Raw genomic sequence first — 23,380 nt, 5'->3', positions numbered from 1 at the left:
TGCTTGCTATGAAATGACGAGAAATATTCTACAAAGATACAATATCCATATAGAATGCCTCCTAATAAATTACTTAAGAAAAACTCTTACCGTTGAATCTATTAAAACATCCAGCAAAATTGGTTTTCTCTCATTAAACGCTTTCTCAAAAGCTGGTTGGAGTTCTTCAGGTTTTTCAATTCTTATCGAATCGATTCCAAATCCCTTTGCTACACTAACAAAATCCACTGCAGGTTCATTTAAATCCATTCCAGGAAAAACGTTTTGTTTTGCAGATTCTCCGTCAATATTTAGAATTCCACCTTTAAGAATCATGTAACTTTGATTATTCATAATCACAAAAACAACTGGCAGGTTATGCTTGGCGGCATTCCATAAAGATTGGATATAGTAAAGTGAAGAGCCATCCCCAATCACATTGACTACCCTTTGATCAGGACGTCCTAACTGAGCACCAAGAGAAGCCGGCATACCGTATCCAAGACCGCCGCCCTTTAATGCGATAAGACTGCCAGGTTGGTTCAGTTCCAAATAACTATGTGTGAACCTTCCGGAGGTCACGGATTCATCAACTACCAAAACATTCTCAGGGAGTGCTTTATTTAGTTCATATACGACTTCAGCAGGGGATAATGGAACTTGTCCTCTCGTCCCTTCTAATTCTTTCAAACGCTGTTCATCACTTTGTTTTTTCATTAGCAAAGTTTTTTCTTTTAAACTTTCAAATCGGGCTCGGTCCTCATTACTAGCATGAAGGTCGATTAGTTCTGTAATCTCTTTAACTGCGATTCTTGGATTTGCCAGAATAGCAGTATCAACATGCATATTTTTTCCCAGTTCCCACTCTCCGCTGTTAATAGCAATCACCTTGGTTCCTGGTTGAACAATAGGTCTGTCAAAATAAAGCAATGGAGCTTGACTCGTTACCCCAACAAAAACCACCACATCTGCATCTTTGAGTACCTTCTCGATATATGGACCGTTAGGTAGACATCTCCCTGCATACTGTGGATGTCCATAAGGGAAGTTTAAGCGGGAACATTGATGCTCAACATAAACTGGAGCTCCAATCATCTCTGCAAATTGAACCATCTCGTTCAAACCTCCACAGCTTGCTAATTGATCCCCAACCAAAAAGACAGGGTTTTTAGCTTGTCTAGTCAAAATAGCAGCATTTTGCACAGCCTCAAGGTCTCCCCTTGTATTAGAGGAAACAACGGTTAGAGGAATGGGTTCTGTATCTACCTCTTGCCAAAGTACATCAGAAGGAAGAGAAAGGAAAACAGGACCCATCGGTTCAGTTAAGGCCATTTTGAATGCTCTATGTAATACTGTCGGTAATTCTTGAGCGTTTTTCACTTCCCAGCTCCATTTAGTATAATCCTTGACCATGCTAACCATTTCGCCCCAGAGTGCAGGTTCTTGTATAGCGAGTCTAGTGTCCTGCTGCCCGGCTGTGACAATAAGAGGAACCCCCGCCCGATAGGCATCGTATACGTTCCCCATACCATGAGCAAGACCCGGAGCGGCATGCAAGTTCACAACGCCTGGTTTTCCCGTTGCTTGCGCATAGCCTGCCGCCATACCAACACAGACATCCTCATGTAGTGAAACAATAAATTCAATATCTGGATAGTTCACTAAACCATCGATTAATGGCAATTCAGTTGTCCCTGGATTTCCAAATAAATACTCTACCTCGTATTCTTTCAAAGCCTTTAAAAAAAAGTCTCTACCTAACATTACGTCACACCCTTATATTTTAATAGAATCATGGCCATTTTATTAAGATCGACTCCACTTTCAAACTGTAACTAAACATTGTTCAAGAATCGAACGCAGTTCTGGCGGAATGACCTCGGACTGTTGTGTTTGAAAGTTAAAACAAACGATAACAGCACTTCCAGCTGCAACCATTGCACCTGTATCTGCTGATTTAATTTCGTGCGCCAATGTATAGCTCTTTGTTCCGATTCTGGAAACTCTCGTGGAAAGAGTTAGCGTTTGGTTTGCATATGCCTGAGCCAAATAATCACACTGTGCTGAGGCCACAATGAAATTCATTTCCCCCCTATTATCTTTGTCGTAACCGACCGCTTTAAAAAATTTTGTTCGTGCTTCTTCCATATATATAAAGTAACTAGTGTTATTGACATGACCTGCTGCGTCTGTCTCACAAAACCTAACATATACATCGATTTCAGGAATATTATTCATGTTCAAACCCCTTTCTATTGACTGATCCCTAATACTTCTTGATTATTTATGCCTTTTTCCTTTGCCAAATCATATATTTCCTGTCGATCCCCGGTCTTCCATTCTCTTAAAGCATAATTCCTATCACCTTTTACTAAGCTTCTAACTTAGTAGGAAGCTTCTACTTCATATAAGAAGCTCGTCACCTACGCTTCACTTATTATTACAAAGAAACTCCACCGTCTATTGCAATAATCTGTCCCGTAATATAATCACTTCCATTGCCAGCTAAAAAAAGTGCCGCTCCTTTCAGTGAGTCAGGATCCCCCAATTTTTTCATGGGATTTTTATTTATTATTGCAGCCTCTTTTTGGTCAAGTACGTGCTTTGTCATTTTCGTTTCAAAGAATCCCGGTGCAATTGCATTGACATTTACTCCATACCCCGCCCATTTTCTTGCTAAATCTTTCGTAAAATGATGGACCGCTGCTTTACTTGTACTGTATCCAATTGCATTTAGGACTTCCGGAGGCTCTGCCTTCAACCCTGCAACGGAACCGATATTAATAATCTTCCCCTTGCCGCGACTAATCATATGGTTTCCAACGGCCTTTGACATTAGAAATGTGCCGGTTACATTTACATTCAAGACCTTTTGCCATGCTTCGAGCGGCATATTCTCCGCTTTTTCTCCCCAAGTAGCCCCGCTATTATTGACGAGAATATCGATTTGGCAAAAATCAGAAAGAACGGCTTCCACTGTGTCAGCCACAGCTTCTTCACTGGCTACATTGCATTCATATGCCTTTGCCTGTATAGAGAACGTATTTTTCAAATCCTCTGCGGTTTCCTGACAATTATGTAATTTCCGAGAACAAACGGCTACATTTGCACCATATTCTGCAAATACTTCTGCGATCACTCTCCCCAATCCACTTCCCCCGCCTGTAATAAGCGCTGTTTTTCCACTTAAATCAAACAAAGATTTTGTCATATTTTTCCTCCTATTAGGTCTTACTTGAGATAATCCTTAACGAACCTCCAACAACATCGACTGGAGACTGAACCTTCTTCATCCATTAAATCGAGGTTCTGTGCTTAGCCAGTTCTTATTTCTTCTCCTTTTATTAATGCAACTTGCGTGCCAAGTTTTTAACGGGATAAACAGCTATATTTTATATGAATAAATCGTTAAATAATTCAATAATGAATCACTTCTCTTCTATTGCACCTCTTATAGCTATTCATTATTGTATCGTTGATTCATTTATGAATAACTTACAGATTTCCCGAACGAGAAGGCCCACTTCTTTAGAGGTGGGATGATAGTGAGGTCGAACCAGACGTGTCTCGTGACGCGTTAATGGTTCGATTTTTTTCGTGTTGTGGGCGTATTTCTTGTGCAGGGAACGTATGTTCTTATATAATGGTTGTATAGAAAACAAGAGAGGAGGAAAAAAACATGTTTGTCACACACTCATTTCGTATTCCCTATGAGAAATATCTATATGAAGAATTGAGAATGATGCAGAGAGAAGCAGCTTCTGTATGGAATGATATCGTTCGAGAAGCGACTTCTTATTATGTTTCTCGTAAAAAGTGGTTAAGTAAAACAGAGATTCAATTTGTTCGAAAACAAACGTATCAGCTCCATTCTCAGACCGTTCAAGCCATTGCGGATAAGTATGAAGCGAATCGAGAAACGATTCGACAGCTTCGAAAAACGGATAAAAAAGCGAAGTATCCGTGGAGAAGAAAATACTATTATTGCATCCCATTAAAAAAAGCATCGATGGGCGAAAGGAAGACACTTTATTTGTTCTGTTCATAAAACAGAAATCCATCGTGATGTAAACGGAGCACAAAATATTGCCCGTAAAAAACATACGATGGCAGTCCAATCTCTTTATTCGGTCCTATTCAAACAACCGATTTGGTATAAACGCTTTTTGTCTGAAGAAATCAGACAAAAAACGAAACATCCGAAGAATAAACCAAAGAAAGAACTAAGTATCGCCAGTCGAATGGCGTAGTGGCACCGACCTTGCCCTTTTGAAAGACTGTTTTTCTCTCAAAAGTTGCTCGCCCAAGTTTCACCCCTGCATCTTCCTGTGGAAATTTGTAAGTGGAATGTTTGCGAGAAAGAACCCCACTGGCTTCAGCCGTGGGAGTGGTCAGGGATACTTCACTCCTAAAAACGAGCTATTAGAGGAAATGCTAGGTTAAAAAATGAAGGAATTCTGTTTATAAATCAAAACAAGAAAATGACGTGTAGAATGGTACACGTCATTTTCTTGTTTTATATATATCTTATTAAACTAAAGCGTCCCGATAGTTTAAGTAGAATCCTTCACAATCTCTTCTACACCTTAATATAACACCAATTTAAATGTGTTACTCTAGATTAAAAAACGACACCTTCTTACTTAAAGAAAAGCTCCCTATAATTGAATAACTGATGGTTTTCTTACAGTAAGTTTACAAAGCTTTAGGTAAATTTAGTAAAGTAAAGAAGAGAATATCCAAACTAATATTCTCTTCTTGAGATTTACCCGTTTAAAAAGAAGGTAAGTTATCTAAGTTATTTTCTTTAATACCATCAGGTTCACTACGTATAATATCCCTGCCATACTTATGAAATACGTCGACATGAGCTAACTTCCCTGATTTTGCTTCATCAAGAGCAGTAATATAATCTAGTTCTCTTCCACTACTTGTTTTAAAAGCAATAATATCATCCTCATCATTTTTACGAACTGCAACAATTTGTTCTACTCCTGAATCGACTTCCTCAACTACTTCCAATTGAGCTTGGCCTTCTCCTTGTTGTAAGTATTCATTATAAACTTTTTGAAAGTCTTTTTTATCCATCAACCCCACCTCCAAAACATTTTATTAGTATGGTCGGAAACCATTAGTTTATGTACTATAACCCTTAACAAAATGAATTATTTTTGCAGTTTTTCACATCTTTTTTCACTATAGCACCTGATAGTTCAATAACTACTGGAATTCCTATAATTCACAAACATTGTGGGCTGATTTAAAATTAATAACCATTGTTTGTGAAAGAAGGGTTTTCAAGCGTTAAATGACAAAGGAAAATTAGAGAAATTTACAATTTATTTAGAAACAGATGATGAAAAACCCTCTATGCAGGTATGGATAAATCAACAGGCTATTTTTGTATAAAAAAACAATAACACCGTTGAATTACTTTTAGATAGAAAAAACCTAACGTTAGAACAAGCAAATAAACAACAAAGGAATACATCAAATTCCATTCCATATAGACAAATACATTGAATAACGAAGCCACCCATTCCGAGAAAACAAGGATGACTGACCACACTAATATATAAAAACTCACAAAAATACCCTTTAATTCCCGCCTAACCAAGATATATACAAAGAAGTAACCAAAAAGCGGGTAGGCTATTCCTAAACATAACCAGTCAAATAAATCTTGCTTAAATGTGTCTAAAGCAAGGTACTGTTGAAACTTAATGCCAATAACGTAATCCGTCCATTTGCCTATTGAGGCAAAATAAAGTAGTACGGCTACTGTGATACCTGATGGTAAAACTTTACGAAAAACAATAAATCCCAGAATAAGGGGAAGAAGAGCTATTAATACGAACCACTCATTTTCATCAAAATGGATTGGTAATAATAACATAAATGCTTATACTCCTTTCGAAAGTAAAAAAAAACAACGTCGAAAGATGTATACAACAAGAAGAACAAGACACCACACTAAAAATGAGTCCCATTTTGACATTTGATGGTGTTTAATAATCCCTACAAAATCTGCTGTATATTCTAAAACAACGAGAACAAAAGGACTCATTATAATAAACATATATTTCCAAACGAGTGTACGAAGGGACAAAATGATACCAAATATCCAAGTTATGAGAGCTGGTATCAATGCAGCACTAACTACTACAAATGAAAAAAATTCTTCCATTCTATCTGAAGTTTGTATATGACCAAGGTTTAAGCCACCCATACTATACACATCCTGTACAAGACTAGAAATAAACATCCAAAGTACAACCACTTCCAGTTTATGAAGGCACTTTGTGCGAAACGCAAGGACAGTTAACAGTATGGTTAGTAAGAGCGCTACTGAGAGTACCATTTAAAAATACCTCATAGTTCTTTAATGTATTTAACGTTCTATACAGAAACCAATAGTTGTTCATCTTGTTTCTGTATTCTCAGATAATTTTTTTAACTTTATTCTTTATTTTCCCTTACATTTCCCATCAAATGGGGATTTAATTCTTTTATCCAAATATAATATTTTATTGCGTTAACCTGTCCCTATAGTTTAAGTACATCACTTCACAATCTTTATACACATATTAAAGAAGTTACATGATCTTTGTTCACAGAAAAAAATTTTTTTGGCTACTGTCACATGTCAAAATTTTAATATTTAGCTTTTAATCTCATTTTGATTCCCATAAAAATATTGGTCACTCTCTGGTCACACGCTATCGAAAACCACAGTTCATTTAAAATTCCTAAATTCACTTTAACCCTTGATATAAAGGCATTTACGGATATTGTTGAAAACTAGAGGAAGTCTTGCTCCCCAACCAGGCAGCGTAGAGGTCAAGATTCCTTCTTCACTCAAAAAATCTAGAGCCTCTCCATAAAAAAATCGAACCATTAACGTGTCACGAGACACGCCTGGTTCGACCTCACTATCATCCCATCTCTAAAGAAGTGGGATTTCTCGTTCGGGAAATCTGTAAGTCTGGTAGGACAACCTCTTTTTTTTATAATAAAACGGGACATGCATAAGCTAATTGATTTTTTCGAAAACTACAACCTACCCCCTGGAAACTTCTGCTTGCTCAGCATTTCAGCAACACCTTGATAATAACGTTTGCTGAAGAAGGAAGATACAACTTTCGTCCAAGTTCCAACACGGTTGTTTTTCGATCTTTCCTGCAGATAACGGGAATATCTTTCATTATACTCCTCGAGAAGGGGTCCCTGTTCACGGTTGTAAACTTCTTCATGGTAAACGGCTTCTTTTAAAAGACGCGGTTTTTGGCCAGTGTCTTCAACAGGATGACCAATGCAAAGGCCGGACACTGGGATTACGTATTCCGGGAGGCCAAGCATCTCAATAACTTCTAGCGCATTTCTGCGAATCCCGCCAATCGGCACGGTTCCGAGGCCAAAAGACTCAGCCGCTGTAACAGCTGTACCAAGGGCAATCCCAACATCCGTCACGCCAACAATGAGTGTGTCAATATCATCTGTTGTATTTATTGTTGTACCTTCCATTTCACATGCTAGATGAGTTCGGTAAAAATCCGCACAGAAGACCAGGAAAACGGGTGCTTCTTCGATATGTTTTTGGTTTCCGCAAAGCTCCGCCAATTTCTTCTTGCGCTCTTCGTCCTTCACAGCAATAATAGAATACTGCTGTCCATTAATCCAGTTGGGAGATGCCTGAACCGACTGGATAATCTGATTCAACTGCTCCTCATCCACCGCCTTGTTTTGGTACGAACGGAAAGAACGATGAGCTTTCAATGATTTTATCACTTCATTCACAATTATAAACCTCACCTTCAATAAATAATTAATAGGCTAAGTAAATGCTAACACTAATATAAATTATAAAACAAATATAAAAATCTGCATGAGTACCTGCCTGTTACACGTAGGCTTGCTGCTTCTTGTCGGTCTTTTAAAACTTCCTTCTGATAGTACGCGCTAATGGAATTGAATATGTGGGTGTAGTTTGAGACTTATGAAAAAGTTGCATTAAAAGCTATGAAAAGGCAGCACAATAAGTAAGAAAATAAGGGACAGTTCGCATCACTATCCCTTGATTTCAATACCATACTAACCATAATCTAATGACAAAGCTTTTGTCTCCCGCTATATTCATAACCTGCCTTAGATTCGGTTGGTCACACTCATCCTGTCCTTAATTTTCTGTAGAATGATGCAAAACATTCTTTTCTTTTTTTACAATTAAAAGACAAGTTACAGCAAAGGCCAAAATTGCTAGTATCACAAGGATCAAAAAGACCGTATGCAAACTTCCTTCTAACTCCTGCCCATAGAGCTGGTCACTGAGCCATAGACCCGAAACCGCAATCCCAATCGTCTGCCCAAGACTTTTCATTAAATTATGTGCACCCATCGCCACTCCCCTAAGCGACCAATCTACTGCCGATTGAACAGCAACGGTGAATGTGGTGATGACTATACCAAAACCGAATCCGAGTACAGCAGATAGTAGCATAATCCAAAGCATACTCGTATTTGTTTGCATAGCAGCTAAACCGATGCTTCCACCAATGACGATGGCTAATCCGATTAATGCAAGCCGTGCAAAAGAGTTATTTACTAACCATCTTCCTATCAAAATCCCGGCTATCGGCCAGGCAAGTGATATCGGAAGCATCGCAAGACCGGAAGAAGTAGCATTTAAACCGTTAACCCCCTGCACCCATAATGGAATATAAAAAGTGACAGCTACCAAAATAAACCCAAGCAAAAATCCAGCCAGGTTCGCGATATTAAGAATTCGAATCTTAAATAAAGTAAGTGGCAGCATCGGCTCCTTCGCCTTTTTTTCGATCCAAATAAAGAGGATTATTCCGATAATTGCGATCCCAAACAGTAAGGATACGCTAGTTGTCAGCCCATTTTTTTCTTTTAATAAAGTTAAGCCATATAGTAAAGAACTCATACTGGCAGCGAAGACAATAATTCCGGCATAATCGATGCTGTGTTTTTTCTTTTCAATCTGTTCAAATAATGAAACCGATAAAATCAACATCGCCGCTATTCCAAAAGGAATATTCATGAGGAAAATCCACCTCCAGGATATCGTATCGACAATAAAACCGCCGACAAGCGGTCCAATAATCCCTGAAATTCCCCAAACGCTCCCGATCCAGCCTTGAACCTTCCCTCGTTGTTTAAATGAAAAAATATCCCCGATAATCGTAAACGGAATTGTCGCTAACGCCCCTCCCCGATACCTTGAACTAAACGAAATAAGACAAGCTGTTCCATTGATTGCGAAAACCCAGATAAAGTTGAGCCAGCTAAAAAAATAATGACCCCTGCGTTGAACATGACTTTTCTTCCATATAAATCTGCTAATTTCCCAAAAATCGGGATGCTTATAACAGTGGCCAATAGATAAATAGAAATTACCCATGTATACCATTGACTGCCTTGTAATTCCTCAACGATTTTGGGCATAGCGGTACTGACAATGGTTCCCTCAATTGCTGTTAAAAATGTAGCGATAAACAATGAAACAATCACTACATTTTGCTTCGTTTTTTTCTCCATACTTTCACCTTTCTCTATGTTTAAAAACAAACAATCATTATTGATGTTCTCCACTTCATAGACTTTAATTGCATAAAATCCCCCTTTTTTATGCAGCCACCAGGCTTCTTCGGAAGCCGAAAACCTTGATCCATCAACGATGTATAAAATCCTGCATAAACGATAAAAAACGACAATAGGTCAATCCCTTATCTACCAAAGGATTGGCTTTTTTTTAATCCTTTGGGATCTTCTTCAACAAACTGAAAATAACGGTGTGCTCAAAAATCTCAAAGCCCAAACCAACGATCAAAAAAGAACTAAATGAAATCGCCCTGTTTTAGCGCGGTCCGGTACCGCTCCAAGACATTGACAAACACCAAACAAGGGGCACTGCTCTGGTCTAGCAGTTGCTCCTTGTTAAAACCGTGATACTGAAGAAGAGCATCCAGACACTGTTCTACAAGATCGTCTTTACAGTTTACCTAATGTAACAGTGATTAAAAATGCTCAAACAAAAGAATAAAATAATTGTTCCGTGTATTCACTTGCCTTGCCGATTTCCTGTGCATACTTTGACACACGGTGCGCTTTATTTGTATTTTGAGCGAAAAGGTTGTCGTAGTTTAACGTTAAACCTAAGTCTTTTGCACGTTCAACCGGTGCCTTTAACATTTGCTCGATTTCTTCCATTAGCTTCCCAATCATCTGACTCATTGCTTCTAGCATTTTCTGTTCTGGTTGCATCGGGCTGTTTGGCATCAATTCAAATGCCTTATAACGAATCGAAATTTAGTGTTGTAAATTTAATTTTTCGATTGCACGTTGTAATTCTTTTTTGCCAATATAGCAATATTCACAGACATAATCTGTCCAAATATCAATTGTAATCATTATATTTTCACTCCATATTCTCTAAATTAAACTTTAATTTTTCTAACGATTTGATAAACACCGTCAGCTCTTCTTCACTAAATCCTTCAAATAAACGATTGTCAAAATTATTACGGCTACTTTGACATTCTAATGTACCTTTGATACCTTCTGCTGTCGCTTGTACTAGCATTTCTCGGTTATTTTGAGGGTTTCGTGTACGGGTAATATAGCCTTCTTCTTCTAATGCTTTTAAATGTCGTGTAATCGCTGCTGCATCTAAATTTAAAAGCTTTTGTAAATGCATTTGTGCATAAACCTCACCATCTACAAGGTAGTGAAGTAGTTCATATCTTGACAAATTCAGGCTTGTGGCACGCTCAAATTTTGTGTTGAGCTGATTGTTTAATACACGTAGTAAAAAGGTTGTTCGAACATAGCCAATATAGTTTTGTTCCAAATGTATCACCTACTTGATTTCTTTTAGCTTCTCAATCATGCTATCCGCAATGATTTGCCATGTAGCATAGTCTTCTGTGAATTTACTTACAAACTCTTCAAACATTGCTAATTGCTTTTCTTTAAAATCAGGTGCATCTTCGCTTGGTAACTGTGCTTTTAATTCATCAAAGTGTTGTTGAATTTTAGCAGCACGTGGTCCCCATACAGCTAATTCGTTACCTTTATCATCAATAAAAATAAAAATCGGAATCGATCGAGCAGTACCATTTGTTAAATATTGATCCATTAATTCTAAATTGCTATCGCGTAGAATAAAACGAACATCGATGTTTGTTTCCTCTGCAATGCGTAGTAAAACTGGGATGTTAACCATCGCATCGCCACACCAATCTTCCGTTAACACAATAACTTTCATGCCAGTTGTCTGCACAGTTAAAAGCTCTTCTTTATTTGCATCTGAAAGTTTGAACGACTCATAAACCTTTTGTAGATTTTCTTTATGCGTTTGCATACCATCTATATATTGTTTTGTTGTTAAACCTTTTTCAAACCATTGTTGTAATTTCATTTAAGACTCTCCATTTATAATTACCAACTATTGATACCTCAATTATTGATAGCTCAACTATAGTATTTATGAAACTAAAAATCAAGAAAAACAATCGGTCCATATTATGGAATAATAATCAATAGGAAATAACTAGATATTTATGTTGTTATTTTAGTGAGATTGTGAAGAAATATAACTAAATTACCCCTTAATAAGAAACATGGCCCAAAATAAAAGTAAAGAACTTACACTACTTATGTAAGCTACATAAATATGTGAAAGCGTTCTTCAACAATATGACCCGTTTGTTGAACAAAGATTAAAGGCACTCCTCAACATTATTACGATTATATTTTTTGGTTTGTTTTTTATAAACGATTAAACTTTGTTCCACTAACAATCAATCTTTTTAAATACACGCCTGCATGAAAGAAATGTTACATGCCCATACTATTTACCACACCCTACCTCCATCTCAACATGGAGGTTTTTTTATGTCAGTTAGGAAAGTAGGTAAAGTATGGTCATTTCGAATTGATGCCGGAATTGATGATTGAACCGGCAAACGAAAACAAGTATATCGTAGTGGCTTTAAAACAAAGCGCGAAGCTATAGCGGAAATGAATAGGCTAAAAGCAAAGATTATGACTAGAGAATATAGTGAGCCTTCGAAAACTGTATTTAAGGATTATATTCAAAGTTGGCTGTACGACACCCATAAGCATGAAGTACAACTGTCTTCTTTTGAAGTCGGAGAAACAATTGTACGTATTCACTTAATCCCTTACTTTCAATCTATCCCCTTGTCTAAAATTACAGCGTATGATATCAATCAATTATATACTCAAAAGTTAAACGAGGGCTTGGCCAATGCGACTGTAAAGAAAATACACAATCTGTTATCTAAAGCATTACAGAAGGCTGTGAAGTGGGGATCAATCAAGAATAATCTGGCTAAAAATGCTTCCCCTCCCTCTATCCATAAAACGCCTAAGCAAATATGGACATTAGAAGAAGCGAGGGCTTTTCTAGAAGTTTGTGAGCAAGAAAACGAGCTTGTCCCTTTCCTATTAGCTATCTTTACAGGCATGAGGCGAGGAGAAATTCTCGCTTTAAGATGGAAAAACGTCGACTTAGACAAAGGAGTTATACACGTAGAAGAATCCTTAGCCCGTACAAAAGCAAAAGGTTTATTCGTAAAAGAAGTAAAAACTTCTCATTCACGGCGTGACGTGTATTTATCAGCTAGCGTACAAGAGGCTTTGGTTAGATATAGAGAGAAACAAGCACCCAATAAACTAGGTTTAGTCATTGCATCAAAAGGTGGTCGCTACCTCGAACCACGAAATCTCATTCGTAAGTTTAAAGCTCTTACGAAGAAAGCAAACGTTCCTGACATTCCTTTTCACAATTTGAGACATACTCATGCCACGATTTTGATGCGAATGGGTGAAAATCCAAAAGTCGTTAGCGAGCGTTTAGGACACGCTAGAGTTGGAATTACGCTTGATATCTACTCACATACAAATCAAGAAATGCAGGGATAAAATGGATATGTCAGTAAACAAAGAAAAAGCCCAAACCCTTGATACAAAAGGATTTGAGCCTTGTTTAAATGATGACCTGTGAGGGACTTGAACCCCCGACCCCCACTCTGTCAATTTTCCAAACCACCTTTTGAACTATCTGCAATTTCCTTTTGGGATTCTTCAGGCCCAACATTTGCAGGAGAAGCATGTTTTAAAAATATCTTCTTTCCTTCTCTAGTTTTTCAAAATCATTTCACCAAATCAAAGGCATTGACTCGTTGCAAGTTTGCAGATACTTCGTAGGATGCTGGGGTTATTTGTTTAAGTTCATCAAGGGAAATGCCTGCAACAATTTCCTCAAGATATAGTTGTCCGCTGCGAATTTTAAAGACCGCGTATTCGGTGATAACTGTATCAACCCTCCCTTTTGCCGTTAAAGGATAGGTACAGCCGGGAAGGATCTTCGGTTCACCTTTCGCATTCAAATGGGTTGTTGTAACGATTACTTTTTTCGCGCCAGCAACTAAATCCATCACACCACCGACTCCTAGAACATCTTTTCCTGGTATAGCCCAGCTGGCAATATCCCCGTTTTCCGCTACCTGCAGTGCCCCAATGACGGTAGCGTCTAAATGTCCACCGCGCATCATCGCAAAGGATAGAGAACTGTCAAAAAAGGAGGTATGTGGAAGTTGAGTAATTGGCTGTTTTCCTGCATTAATTAAATCTCGATCTACAAAACCCTCAGCTGGTGCCGCACCAACGCCTAGAATACCGTTTTCAGAATGTAAGGTTACTTTTCCCGGAGTAAGGTAATCAGCCACTAATGTCGGGATACCAATGCCTAGGTTCACGATGCCTGTCTTTAATTCCTGGGCAGCGCGCCAAGCAATATAGTGTCTAATTGATTCCAATTTCATTAGGCATTCACCACTCTTTTTACAATGACATCAACAAATATAAATGGTGTAACGATTGATTCTGGGTCAAGTTCCCCAACCTCTACAATCTCCTCTACTTCAACAATGGTTAAATCTGCAGCCATCGCCATAAGGGGATTAAAGTTCCGAGCCGTTTTACGGTAAATAAGATTGCCCGCTTTGTCGGCCTTGTACGCTTTAATAAGAGCAACATCTGCACTAAGTGAATGTTCAAGGACATACTCACGATTATTAAAATAACGAGTCTCTTTTCCCTCAGCAAGCTCCGTTCCAGCTGAAGTCGGCGTATAAAAAGCCGGAATGCCAGACCCGCCTAAACGCAATGCTTCTGAAAATGTTCCCTGTGGGATTAACTCAATGTCGATACGCCCTTCGTTATATGCTTTCATGACTGCTTTATTTGTTGTGAAATAGGAACCGATAGCTTTTTTTATTCGATTCAATAAAAATAATTCATTTAAATTCGAGCCTTCAGTTATATTATTGCTCATAATCGTTAATTCAGTGACCTCATCACGATTCATCACCGCCCGAAGTAAATACTCGGGGATACCAGAATCTCCAAACCCTCCAACCATCATTGTCGCACCATTAGCGGGTATTTTTGCAATTGCGTCTTCAGCTGTTAGAAACTGAACATTTGTTTCAACCTGATTGTCCTTCACATTTTGCATATAATCATCCTTTCATTTTGAAACTTAAAGTGATGTTCGATGATGCTTTTGAAAACCCGCAACCATTTGTGGATAGATTTTATCAAGTTTATAAATCCATAGAAATATCTTGATACTGATCCCTATAAAGCTATCACTATCTTTTGTATTACTAGATAATGCAAGAGATATGCCAAAATGAAAACGCTTAGCATATGGGTTTTTATTGACTTAATGTGTTTTTTGCATATGCATTTTTGCATAAGATGATGTTTTTTTGCACATTGTCCGCTTGCTTTTGTTTATTTAATTTGCTACTATAACTGACGAACGTTCGTAAAATATGAGGTGATTACATTGAAAAGTAATGAAATTAAAGAGGCAGCTCTAAAATATTTCACCATTCATGGTTATGAAGGAGCATCCCTCTCTCAAATTGCTGAAGAAGTCGGTATAAAAAAGCAATCTATTTACACTCATTTTAAAGGAAAGGATGACCTTTTTCTGCAAGTTTTGCGTGATGCGAAAGAGACTGAGCTATCTTCGAAACTTCAATATTTCAATAAAATTGATTCACAAAATCCCGAAAAAGATTTATACGGATTTCTAAAATTGGTCATTGATCTTTTCCAAAAAAATGAGCAGTTGAAGTTTTGGCTACGTATGTCTTTTTTTCCACCAGCACATCTTTCAAAAGCAATCGAAGAGGAAGTAATCGATATCGAAGAGAAGGTGCAGGCGTTACTAGAAAGCAAATTTCAGGATTGGATCGATGCTGAAGTAATAGTCAGAGATGTAGCAAAAACACCGACTTTCGCCTTTTTGGGAGTAGTCGATTCTATTATGCTGGAGCTTGTATACGGAAATGATGAGGAGCGGCTGAAAGATAAATTAGAAGCCTCTTGGACAGTATTTTGGAGAGGTATTTTACATCAATGATTGGAACAGAAAAGAGGTGTTAATCCATGAAGAAAACAATAAAAGAACAAAAAGCGGTATTAATTATTCTTCTAAGTAATATATTCATTGCATTTCTAGGAGTTGGTCTTATCGTCCCTGTTATGCCGTCTTTTATGGATATCATGCATTTATCAGGAAAAACGATGGGCTATCTTGTTGCGGTATTTGCGGTCGCACAACTACTTATGTCACCACTCGCAGGACGCTTTGTTGACCGTTATGGCAGAAAGAAAATCATCATAATCGGCTTACTCCTTTTTGGTGTATCAGAACTTATCTTTGGTTTAGGCACGAATGTTTGGGTGCTTTATCTATCAAGGGTTCTAGGGGGAATTAGCGCTGCCTTTATTATGCCGGGTGTTACTGCATATGTTGCAGATATTACATCCGTTCAGGAACGGCCCAAAGCGATGGGCTATCTTTCCGCAGCCATTAGCACGGGCTTTATTATAGGACCTGGCATCGGTGGCTTTATTGCAGAATACGGAATACGTTTCCCCTTCTTCTTTGCGGCATCTATTGCTTTTTTAGCATGTATTTCATCCATATTTATTTTAAAAGAGCCGCTAACAAAGGAACAGCTTGCAGAAATTTCTGCTAATACAAAGCAAACAAACTTTATAAGCGATTTAAAAAGATCCCTTAATCCGCTTTACTTTATTGCATTTATCATTGTATTTGTACTCGCTTTCGGTCTATCAGCATATGAAACTATTTTTAGCCTATTTTCTGATCATAAATTCGGTTACACGCCGAAGGACATTGCAGCCATTATTACAATAAGCTCAATCTTTGGTGTTATTGTACAAATATTTATGTTTGGAAAAATAGTAGATATACTCGGTGAAAAGAAACTGATTCAATTATGTTTAATCATAGGTGCAATATTGGCGGTGGCGTCCACCGTGATCTCTAGCTTTTTAGTAGTGCTTGTGGTAACTTGCTTCATCTTCCTTGCATTTGACTTGCTTCGTCCGGCATTGACGACATTTTTATCAAAAGCAGCCGGGAAAGAGCAAGGATTTGTTGCTGGTATGAACTCAACCTATACAAGCTTAGGCAATATCGTCGGACCAGCGATGGGTGGAATACTCTTTGACGTAAATATCCACTATCCTTATCTTTTCGCTGCTGTCATAATGGGAATTGGCCTCGTTATTACAGTCATGTGGAAAGAAAAACAACTAGCAGAAAGCTTAGCGGAATAAGTAAACTTTTTTATAAAATCGAAACATAAATTTGCTAGATAAGAATCCATTTTGATCAATCTTTTTCAAAATGGATTTTTCTTTGTTTACTATAAAATAAGGGTTTATGGAATATTAAAGACTTCTCATTTATTTTACTAGAGCCCTCATTAACGTTAGGCCTAAACGGACAGTTCTCTTGTTTTTCTATGGATTATAGCTTCCATTAATCCATCCAATGTTCCACCACTAGTTCTATTTAAAAGATACTTTTTATTAAATAGGTTAATGAAATGATCTTCGTGCCCATGAAGTTCATCAGTTGGATACACAAATATCCTCGTGGTATTATAAGCTCTAAAGCTATCTATCGATAAAATGGAATTTTCTTTACTTCCGAATATTAACCGGTCAAATTCTTTTTGTTTACTCCAATGAGACTGAATCCGTTTTTTAATATTACCACTTCTACCGATATAAGCTTGAGCGTATTCATCTAGCACCATAATATAATATCCAGGAACCTCACTTAACGGAACAAGATTAGTAATTTCCTTAAATAATTTAGTTTTACTGATAAATGTCATAAGTTCTTTATTAAATTCCAGCTTAGATAATAAATCAAAATACTCTATATTCAAATCATAATTAAATAAGCTATCTTCTACATATTTATTTATCTCTGAATCAGAGTAAACTTTTCGTGTATCTAACGAACTTTTATTATTTACTTTTATGTAATTGTCTCTTGTTAGTTTTAATCCATCAGATTTTTCACGTATATTTACCCCAAAATGTTTAACCATTTTAACTTCTTACCCTCCTCCTATATATACAATATTGTAACAACTATAAATGTTTATAGAAACTTTTTTAAGTCTTATTACGGTCTATGACAGCTATTGCTGGAGTTATCGTTGAGGCAAAAAGAAAGCACGGGACGGTCCCCGCGCTTCTCTGTTTTTGTATATCTACACATTGGATAGTTAGTAAATGATAATAAGCATCTATTGAGAAAGGTGAAATATCAGTTTTTCGGGTGGAATAGAAATGTAAAAATAATGTTATGAAAACCATCATATTTTTGTGTTTGGATAATTTTCAACATACTTCCTATTTTATTTCAATAGCATCATCTACATTTACTTCAAAAAAACCCCCTTTTTCCATAGCGATGTGTCCGGATGAATAAGGTTCATTATCAATAGTGAGGTATACTTTTGCCACTCCATAATACTGGCCGAAGGTATTAACAATGCTTTGAAGAATCATTCCTTCATACGCAGCACCGGCACTCATTTCTGTTAAAAAAGCTTGATTCAAGTCAATGTACAAATTGTTATCTTTATTTAAATACAAACTGTTAATTTTTGTGTTTTCAGAGAATACCGGTTCTACTGTATTCGGTACGTTTTCTTTATAAGCATCTTCTAAAACCTTTTTGGTTATAGAGTTTGTCAGGAATGAAAGCTCCCTACTTTTAAAATACAGCTTATCATCATCAATATTAGGGTAGTAAAAAGTAATTGTTTGGACTAACGGGGCGTTTTCTTCAATTTTACTCAAAGAAGAGGATACCTCCATTCCCTCTGAAAAAAATGAAGTTTTTACTAAACCTACTCCTTTAGCATAGTAATCAATGTTTCGTCCATTAGAGCCTTCTGTCGTTACCTCAATCGCTTTATAATTTCCGGAAGGAGTCGATACATCCACAGAAGTATTGGTTATAGTTCTAACACTCGAGTCCTCAAGTCTCCAAGTTGTTCCTTTTTTTAATGGTTCCATTAATAAGGTTTCTTCATCCCCCGTTTTTGTTTCTAAAAGGTTTTCTCTATAGTAAGCCTCTGCTCTTGAGTAGGTACTGGTTAACTTACCATCTTTTAATTCAACGACACGAGCCATAACGGTTCCACCATTATCGATTCTTTCTTGTAGTTTGTTCTCGGAAGTATAATCAACGTAAACATTAAATGAAGCGTATTCATTTCCTTTTCCATCGTATATATATCGAGTATTTTCTTTAATTGGGTAATAATCTTCAATTTTTAAAGATTGGACCGAAGGGGCTTTCTCCTTAGTATTCACTTCATTATTATGGTTGCTGGAGTTACTTTCTGATTGGCATCCAGCCAATAAAATAACAAGTGCTGCTGAACCTATTAATATACTTTTCTTCATGTTAATCTCCTTTATCATTCGTCTATTCCGTGTGCTTATAGGGCTTTTATTATGTATTGTAGAATTTCTTGGACAAAAATCTTTATTTTTTCGATGCCTTTTTGAAGGGAGGCCAGTTGCTCTTATAAAAAACGGAATTGTGGATAGAGAGGCACTGAAAAAAGCCGATAGTAAAAAAATTTCCCTAGCAGAAACCGCCACCGAATCCTGCACTAGCGCCATTACAAAAAGTACCAAGGACTTTCCTTGGTACTTTTATAACGGCAAATACACGATTAACACTTTGCGCATTTCTATTAACTTGCAAGCTCTGTATCTAATTGGACTCCTGTTGATAATATTTCATCTATATATTGAAGCACATCATGATTTTCTACATCGTCAAATAATGAATAATAAGAAATATAATTCGTTTTTAACATATTTTCTTTGATATCTTTCTTATCAATAGCATCAAGGATAACTAATTGGGGTTGATTATTCTCATACTCTCCAGCGGCCAAGAAATACTCGTTTTCATATGTAAAAATAATGTTATAGAAACCATCATATTTTTTCGTTTGGATAATGTTAAACATATTATTAATCCCCCTACTATTTTGATTTCATTCGTTTTAAAGCTGATTTATATATATCATTCTAAACAATAATTGTTGAAAAAAATGTCGATTCCTCTCCTGAACGACACATTTTTTAACGACAAATTTCTTGTATTCTACCAAATCCCTACCAAATATGGGACCTTTCTTTTAAATAGCATCGTTTTACTTAATATGAAACAGGCTACAAGACAGCACTTTAAGTGGATATTGAGGATGAATGCTGTCGCGAAGATTATGTTTGTTGAATAAATTAGTAAATAGGTATGATGGCATGACCATCCTCTTCCTTTCTATATGCACACATATTATGAAGGAGGGTTTTATAATGAAAAAAATTGAATTCGACAAAGAATATTTGGAGTTAGTTGCAAATTTACCTGATTCTCTTGAAGAGTATCAGTTTTATCTGGGACTGAAAGAACGAAGAATTTATTTTAATTATGATGTGGATACAACCATTGTCAATAAAGTTGTTTATTGGATTCAAGAATGGAATCGAGAAGATAGAGAATTAAATATTCCAGTCGATAAAAGAAAAACAATACAAATTTATATAACATCTAATGGTGGAGATGTAGTGGCAGGTTTTGCTGCTATCGATGCCATCAAATCAAGTGAAACGAAAGTTGAAACGATTGGTATAGGTTCGTGTGCTTCTATGGGTGCTTTACTTTTAATTAGCGGACATTATAGAAAAGCATATCCCAATACAGTCATTCTTATTCATGATGGGAGTATGGCTGTTCAATCCACTTCTAAAAAAGCGAAAAACACAATGAATTTCTATGATCGTTTAGATAATCGCATTAAGCAGTTTGTTGTGGAAAATACAAACATTTCAGAGGAGTTGTATACTGAGAAGGAAGATGAAGAATGGTATATGTTCGCGAATGATGAGGGATTAAGTTTAGGAATTGTACATGAAATCATCTAATAGTTTACGAGAACTTCTTAACATAGCGTTTGTTTTTTCTTAGTGATTAGACAAGTGTTAGATAAGAAGTTTTTATATAGCATTTGTATCAAGGAAATTTCATCATTAATCGAAATTAAACCAAGACCAACGCTAGTGCTCCAATGTATTGGATCACTAGCCATGTCGAAAAATTAAGTAGAACTTATATAGAACTTTTTTGTAAAAAAATAAGCACTAAAAGGACAGACCCTTTGTGCTTATTAATAACCGTTATTTTGCGAATACGTGATCGCCGATACGAACAGTCACTGGACGAGAAAAAATCCATTCACTTGTTGATTTTTGAGGATTATAGAAATATAAAGAACCATTACCTTGTCCACGAAAAGCAATCGCTTCATCTATCGCTCTATAATCTTCACTAGTTGGCGTATTATGAATCCGTCCATCTTGTACTGGTGAAAATGCATAATGTCCTTGTTCTATTTGGTATATAACACTCTTAACGTCATTTGGAAATAACGAACTGTCCACACGATTGAACACTACTGTTGCCACCGCTACCTTACCTGAAAAAGGCTCTCCTGCCGCTTCTGCATGCACCAATTGAGCTAAAAGTGTTCTTTCGGCAGATGTGATTGTAGGAATAGTCAAACGTTGGCCAATATACAAATTATTATCCCACTCATTATTAATCTTTTGAAGAGAAATTAAAGGTACTCCATATCGTTGACTAATTTTCCACATTGTATCTCCTGGTTTAACAGTATAATCAGTTGCAGCATCAACAGAATGAACTTGGAAAGCTGATAATGTCATCCCTAATGAAGCTACGAGCAACATTTTTTTAAATATTTTCATATGTACCCCCTAGCAATTTATCTAGTAATCACATATAAGGGTAACAATTCTATTATTTTATTTCCACATACTAAAAATACCAATCCTTGAAAATTCAATTATATCAATACTTCATTTAGCTTCTGTTAATTTTTTCTGTTATCAATCCGTGAGCGGGACCATAAGAAAAAGCTGGGATAATCCAAGCTTTAAACTGTTAATATGATTACAATAACTGTAATTTTATGTTATTATTAACTTGCAAGCTCTGTATCTAATTGAATCCCCGTTGATAATATTTCATCTATATATTGAAGTACATCGTGATTTTCCACATCATCAATTAATGAATAATAAGAAATATAATCTGTTTTCAACATGTTTTCTTTGATATCTTTTTTATCAATAGCATCAAGGATAACTAATTGAGTTTGATTATTTTCATATTCTCCAGCAGCCAAGAAATACTCGTTTTCATATGTAAAGATAATGTTATAGAAACCATCATATTTTTTCGTTTGGATAATGTTAAACATATTATTAATCCCCCTACTATTTTGATTTCACTCGTTCTAAAGCTGATTTATATATATCATTCTAAACAATAATTATTTAAAAAAATGTCGATTCTTCTCCCAAGATACACATTTTTAAACGACAAATTTTTCGTTCTGTCAATTAGAGCAAAATAAAAAATGGACAGGAATACTCAAATTCCCATCCACTTTCTTCTATATTTTTCTTATTCTTCTCTTTTATATTTTTTCAACAAATCATAGAACGAGTATATAAATGGATTAACTAGCTAACTTTCTATTTTTTTCTTTTTCAGCAGCCTGGTTTGCTTTCATCTTACGAACACCAAAGAAAATAGCTACTCCCCATCCCAAAAATAGAAAACCATAAATAACAGGATAGTATATTTCATCTGTTACCCATGTGCCTAAAATTGTGCGTGCATTTACTATAATAATAAAACCTCCAACTAAAATTCCCATTAGTTGAGCTGGAACCATTCGAACGAGCCATGCCGCAATCGGTGCAGCAACAATTCCTCCTATCATCAGCGCTCCGACCCAAAGCCAATTCACGACTTCCCATCCTAAAGAAATGATAAAACCGACCGTCGCAGAAATAGCGATAGCAAACTCGCTCGTATCTACTGTTCCAACTACTTTACGCGCTGTCATTCCTTTTTTGGATAAAAGAACAGGTGTTGCAATCGGTCCCCATCCGCCGCCTCCCGTTGCATCCGCAAAGCCGGCAATTAAACCTAATGGTATAGATTGCTTAACTGATAATGGTTTTGATTCCTTTTCTTCACTAGACTGAAATTTAAACAGAAAACGAAAAATAACATAGAAACCAAGCAATAAAAGGAATGCCGAAACGTAAGGCTTAACGACATCGCCAGGTAAATTACTTAAGAAGCACGCACCAGTGAAAGCCCCAATTGATCCTGGAATAATCAGACGATATACCAATTGTTTATCCACGTTTCCAAATTTGATATGAGATACTCCCGAAGCAGCCGTTGTTACGACTTCAGAAAGATGGACGGAAGCAGAAGCTACTGCTGGTGCAATACCAAATGCTAATAAAAGAGACGATGATGTAACGCCATATGCCATCCCCAAGGCTCCGTCAATTAGTTGTGCTAAAAAACCTACAAATGCCAAAACAATTAGCTTTTTCATATTTTTCCTCCTGGTGCCTTTTATTTGATTATGTATTATCTGAAAATACAGAATTTTATTTTTTTGAAAAAACTCCTACTCTAAGCAGTTAAGAGTAGGAGCCTTCAGTTTGTCTGATCAGCTGCCTCATTTTCTTTTTCATAACAGGTATTCAACTAGAATTTTTTTGAAATATAAATAAATTTTATATTATTGATAATAACCGTACTTTTCCTACCTGTCAACTATAGTTTAGTTTTTTCTTTCCTTGTATTTGATATAAACTAGATTTTAGATTGTACCTTTGAAATAACGTTTAATTGAGTTCACACTATAAGCTTTGATAAAAGAGTAAATAAAACAGCGTGTTTTGAAATAAAGATAGCTCAAAACACGCTTTTAATATATTCAAGTAAATCTATAGTGACAGGTACCTAGGGCTGTCTCTGATTGAAGGGAGGTATTTAAGATATCTAAAGTTTTTAGCCCGTCAT

General features: G+C 36.4%; 22 protein-coding genes and 2 pseudogenes. 5 read left to right on the top strand and 19 right to left on the bottom strand.

What is annotated here, in order from left to right; all coding sequences use genetic code 11:
• Positions 1-69 precede the first annotated feature (69 nt).
• The 3 genes from BAOM_RS10550 to BAOM_RS10540 all read right to left on the bottom strand — a co-directional run bounded on the left by BAOM_RS10550 (position 70) and on the right by BAOM_RS10540 (position 3,190).
• Positions 70-1,743 carry a thiamine pyrophosphate-binding protein gene (locus BAOM_RS10550; RefSeq protein ID WP_127760252.1) on the bottom strand — a complete coding sequence of 558 codons (1,674 nt, stop codon included), beginning with the start codon at positions 1,741-1,743 and terminating at the stop codon, positions 70-72.
• Positions 1,744-1,803: 60 nt separating this feature from the next.
• A complete protein-coding gene (locus BAOM_RS10545) occupies positions 1,804-2,217 on the bottom strand; it encodes an acyl-CoA thioesterase (RefSeq protein ID WP_127760251.1) in 414 nt (137 codons plus the stop codon).
• Between the two features lie 202 nt (positions 2,218-2,419).
• Positions 2,420-3,190, bottom strand: a complete 771-nt coding sequence (locus tag BAOM_RS10540) for an SDR family oxidoreductase (RefSeq protein ID WP_127760250.1) — start codon at positions 3,188-3,190, stop codon at positions 2,420-2,422.
• Between the two features lie 468 nt (positions 3,191-3,658).
• Between BAOM_RS10540 and BAOM_RS24945 the strand changes: the two genes are divergently transcribed.
• Positions 3,659-4,027 carry a hypothetical protein gene (locus BAOM_RS24945; protein ID WP_252283422.1) on the top strand — a complete coding sequence of 123 codons (369 nt, stop codon included), beginning with the start codon at positions 3,659-3,661 and terminating at the stop codon, positions 4,025-4,027.
• Between the two features lie 725 nt (positions 4,028-4,752).
• Here the strand turns inward: BAOM_RS24945 and BAOM_RS10530 are convergent.
• From BAOM_RS10530 to BAOM_RS10490, 8 genes and pseudogenes are all read right to left on the bottom strand, one after another.
• A complete protein-coding gene (locus tag BAOM_RS10530) occupies positions 4,753-5,067 on the bottom strand; it encodes a DUF3892 domain-containing protein (RefSeq protein ID WP_127760249.1) in 315 nt (104 codons plus the stop codon).
• 307 nt (positions 5,068-5,374) lie between these two features.
• Positions 5,375-5,875, bottom strand: a complete 501-nt coding sequence (locus BAOM_RS10525; RefSeq protein ID WP_127760248.1) for a hypothetical protein — start codon at positions 5,873-5,875, stop codon at positions 5,375-5,377.
• 6 nt (positions 5,876-5,881) lie between these two features.
• Positions 5,882-6,340, bottom strand: a complete 459-nt coding sequence (locus BAOM_RS10520; protein WP_127760247.1) for a hypothetical protein — start codon at positions 6,338-6,340, stop codon at positions 5,882-5,884.
• Positions 6,341-7,032: 692 nt separating this feature from the next.
• Entirely contained in the window at positions 7,033-7,776 is a 744-nt protein-coding gene (locus tag BAOM_RS10515) for an NADPH-dependent oxidoreductase (RefSeq protein WP_127760246.1), read from the bottom strand.
• Positions 7,777-8,155: 379 nt separating this feature from the next.
• Positions 8,156-9,447, bottom strand: a pseudogene (locus BAOM_RS10510) (MDR family MFS transporter).
• Positions 9,448-10,029: 582 nt separating this feature from the next.
• Positions 10,030-10,413 (bottom strand): annotated as a pseudogene (locus BAOM_RS10505) (DsbA family oxidoreductase).
• 7 nt (positions 10,414-10,420) lie between these two features.
• The gene (locus BAOM_RS10495; RefSeq protein WP_164853188.1) at positions 10,421-10,852 is read right to left on the bottom strand and encodes a MarR family winged helix-turn-helix transcriptional regulator; all 432 of its coding nucleotides are present in this window, start codon (positions 10,850-10,852) and stop codon (positions 10,421-10,423) included.
• A gap of 9 nt (positions 10,853-10,861) precedes the next feature.
• The gene (locus BAOM_RS10490; protein ID WP_127760242.1) at positions 10,862-11,422 is read right to left on the bottom strand and encodes a thioredoxin family protein; all 561 of its coding nucleotides are present in this window, start codon (positions 11,420-11,422) and stop codon (positions 10,862-10,864) included.
• A 626-nt stretch (positions 11,423-12,048) separates the two neighbouring features.
• Here BAOM_RS10490 and BAOM_RS10485 point away from each other — a divergent pair.
• Positions 12,049-12,951: a tyrosine-type recombinase/integrase gene (locus BAOM_RS10485; RefSeq protein ID WP_164853187.1), complete on the top strand. Its 903-nt coding sequence runs from the start codon at positions 12,049-12,051 to the stop codon at positions 12,949-12,951.
• Positions 12,952-13,181: 230 nt separating this feature from the next.
• Here BAOM_RS10485 and BAOM_RS10480 read toward each other — a convergent pair whose 3' ends face one another.
• A complete protein-coding gene (locus BAOM_RS10480; RefSeq protein ID WP_127760240.1) occupies positions 13,182-13,853 on the bottom strand; it encodes a 3-oxoacid CoA-transferase subunit B in 672 nt (223 codons plus the stop codon).
• Positions 13,853-14,548: a CoA transferase subunit A gene (locus tag BAOM_RS10475; RefSeq protein ID WP_127760239.1), complete on the bottom strand. Its 696-nt coding sequence runs from the start codon at positions 14,546-14,548 to the stop codon at positions 13,853-13,855. The genes BAOM_RS10480 and BAOM_RS10475 overlap by 1 nt, the downstream gene beginning before the upstream one ends.
• 336 nt (positions 14,549-14,884) lie before the next feature.
• On the opposite strand from BAOM_RS10475, the gene BAOM_RS10470 reads away from it, so the two are divergent.
• Both BAOM_RS10470 and BAOM_RS10465 read left to right on the top strand, forming a co-directional pair.
• Positions 14,885-15,466 carry a TetR/AcrR family transcriptional regulator gene (locus BAOM_RS10470; RefSeq protein WP_127760238.1) on the top strand — a complete coding sequence of 194 codons (582 nt, stop codon included), beginning with the start codon at positions 14,885-14,887 and terminating at the stop codon, positions 15,464-15,466.
• A 26-nt stretch (positions 15,467-15,492) separates the two neighbouring features.
• Positions 15,493-16,695 (top strand): MFS transporter, encoded by a 1,203-nt coding sequence (locus BAOM_RS10465; RefSeq protein ID WP_127760237.1) that lies wholly within the window; start codon positions 15,493-15,495, stop codon positions 16,693-16,695.
• A gap of 161 nt (positions 16,696-16,856) precedes the next feature.
• On the opposite strand, the gene BAOM_RS10460 is transcribed toward BAOM_RS10465, so the two are convergent.
• From BAOM_RS10460 to BAOM_RS24350, 3 genes are all read right to left on the bottom strand, one after another.
• Positions 16,857-17,480 (bottom strand): GIY-YIG nuclease family protein, encoded by a 624-nt coding sequence (locus BAOM_RS10460; protein ID WP_127760236.1) that lies wholly within the window; start codon positions 17,478-17,480, stop codon positions 16,857-16,859.
• 307 nt (positions 17,481-17,787) lie between these two features.
• Positions 17,788-18,852 (bottom strand): GerMN domain-containing protein, encoded by a 1,065-nt coding sequence (locus BAOM_RS10455; RefSeq protein WP_127760235.1) that lies wholly within the window; start codon positions 18,850-18,852, stop codon positions 17,788-17,790.
• Positions 18,853-19,148: 296 nt separating this feature from the next.
• Positions 19,149-19,430 (bottom strand): hypothetical protein, encoded by a 282-nt coding sequence (locus BAOM_RS24350; RefSeq protein WP_119118799.1) that lies wholly within the window; start codon positions 19,428-19,430, stop codon positions 19,149-19,151.
• 349 nt (positions 19,431-19,779) lie between these two features.
• Between BAOM_RS24350 and BAOM_RS10445 the strand changes: the two genes are divergently transcribed.
• Entirely contained in the window at positions 19,780-20,388 is a 609-nt protein-coding gene (locus tag BAOM_RS10445; protein WP_164853186.1) for a ClpP family protease, read from the top strand.
• A 252-nt stretch (positions 20,389-20,640) separates the two neighbouring features.
• On the opposite strand, the gene BAOM_RS10440 is transcribed toward BAOM_RS10445, so the two are convergent.
• From BAOM_RS10440 to BAOM_RS10430, 3 genes are all read right to left on the bottom strand, one after another.
• Positions 20,641-21,213, bottom strand: a complete 573-nt coding sequence (locus BAOM_RS10440; RefSeq protein ID WP_252283514.1) for a cell wall hydrolase — start codon at positions 21,211-21,213, stop codon at positions 20,641-20,643.
• 251 nt (positions 21,214-21,464) lie between these two features.
• Positions 21,465-21,746, bottom strand: a complete 282-nt coding sequence (locus tag BAOM_RS10435) for a hypothetical protein (protein WP_127760232.1) — start codon at positions 21,744-21,746, stop codon at positions 21,465-21,467.
• 261 nt (positions 21,747-22,007) lie between these two features.
• A complete protein-coding gene (locus BAOM_RS10430; protein WP_127760231.1) occupies positions 22,008-22,907 on the bottom strand; it encodes a sulfite exporter TauE/SafE family protein in 900 nt (299 codons plus the stop codon).
• Between the last annotated feature and the right edge of the window lie 473 nt (positions 22,908-23,380).

This window comes from Peribacillus asahii (genome assembly GCF_004006295.1).
Lineage (GTDB): Bacteria > Bacillota > Bacilli > Bacillales > DSM-1321 > Peribacillus > Peribacillus asahii_A.
This window is presented reverse-complemented; position numbering and strand designations above follow the sequence as displayed.

Coding starts and splice junctions, on each gene's coding strand:
- BAOM_RS10550 (WP_127760252.1), bottom strand. CDS start 1,743: ATGTTAGGTAGAGACTTTTTTTTAAAGGCTTTGAAAGAATACGAGGTA.
- BAOM_RS10545 (WP_127760251.1), bottom strand. CDS start 2,217: ATGAATAATATTCCTGAAATCGATGTATATGTTAGGTTTTGTGAGACA.
- BAOM_RS10540 (WP_127760250.1), bottom strand. CDS start 3,190: ATGACAAAATCTTTGTTTGATTTAAGTGGAAAAACAGCGCTTATTACA.
- BAOM_RS24945 (WP_252283422.1), top strand. CDS start 3,659: ATGTTTGTCACACACTCATTTCGTATTCCCTATGAGAAATATCTATAT.
- BAOM_RS10530 (WP_127760249.1), bottom strand. CDS start 5,067: ATGGATAAAAAAGACTTTCAAAAAGTTTATAATGAATACTTACAACAA.
- BAOM_RS10525 (WP_127760248.1), bottom strand. CDS start 5,875: ATGTTATTATTACCAATCCATTTTGATGAAAATGAGTGGTTCGTATTA.
- BAOM_RS10520 (WP_127760247.1), bottom strand. CDS start 6,340: ATGGTACTCTCAGTAGCGCTCTTACTAACCATACTGTTAACTGTCCTT.
- BAOM_RS10490 (WP_127760242.1), bottom strand. CDS start 11,422: ATGAAATTACAACAATGGTTTGAAAAAGGTTTAACAACAAAACAATAT.
- BAOM_RS10485 (WP_164853187.1), top strand. CDS start 12,049: ATGACTAGAGAATATAGTGAGCCTTCGAAAACTGTATTTAAGGATTAT.
- BAOM_RS10480 (WP_127760240.1), bottom strand. CDS start 13,853: ATGAAATTGGAATCAATTAGACACTATATTGCTTGGCGCGCTGCCCAG.
- BAOM_RS10475 (WP_127760239.1), bottom strand. CDS start 14,548: ATGCAAAATGTGAAGGACAATCAGGTTGAAACAAATGTTCAGTTTCTA.
- BAOM_RS10465 (WP_127760237.1), top strand. CDS start 15,493: ATGAAGAAAACAATAAAAGAACAAAAAGCGGTATTAATTATTCTTCTA.
- BAOM_RS10460 (WP_127760236.1), bottom strand. CDS start 17,480: ATGGTTAAACATTTTGGGGTAAATATACGTGAAAAATCTGATGGATTA.
- BAOM_RS10455 (WP_127760235.1), bottom strand. CDS start 18,852: ATGAAGAAAAGTATATTAATAGGTTCAGCAGCACTTGTTATTTTATTG.
- BAOM_RS24350 (WP_119118799.1), bottom strand. CDS start 19,430: ATGTTTAACATTATCCAAACGAAAAAATATGATGGTTTCTATAACATT.
- BAOM_RS10445 (WP_164853186.1), top strand. CDS start 19,780: ATGAAAAAAATTGAATTCGACAAAGAATATTTGGAGTTAGTTGCAAAT.
- BAOM_RS10440 (WP_252283514.1), bottom strand. CDS start 21,213: ATGTTGCTCGTAGCTTCATTAGGGATGACATTATCAGCTTTCCAAGTT.
- BAOM_RS10435 (WP_127760232.1), bottom strand. CDS start 21,746: ATGTTTAACATTATCCAAACGAAAAAATATGATGGTTTCTATAACATT.
- BAOM_RS10430 (WP_127760231.1), bottom strand. CDS start 22,907: ATGAAAAAGCTAATTGTTTTGGCATTTGTAGGTTTTTTAGCACAACTA.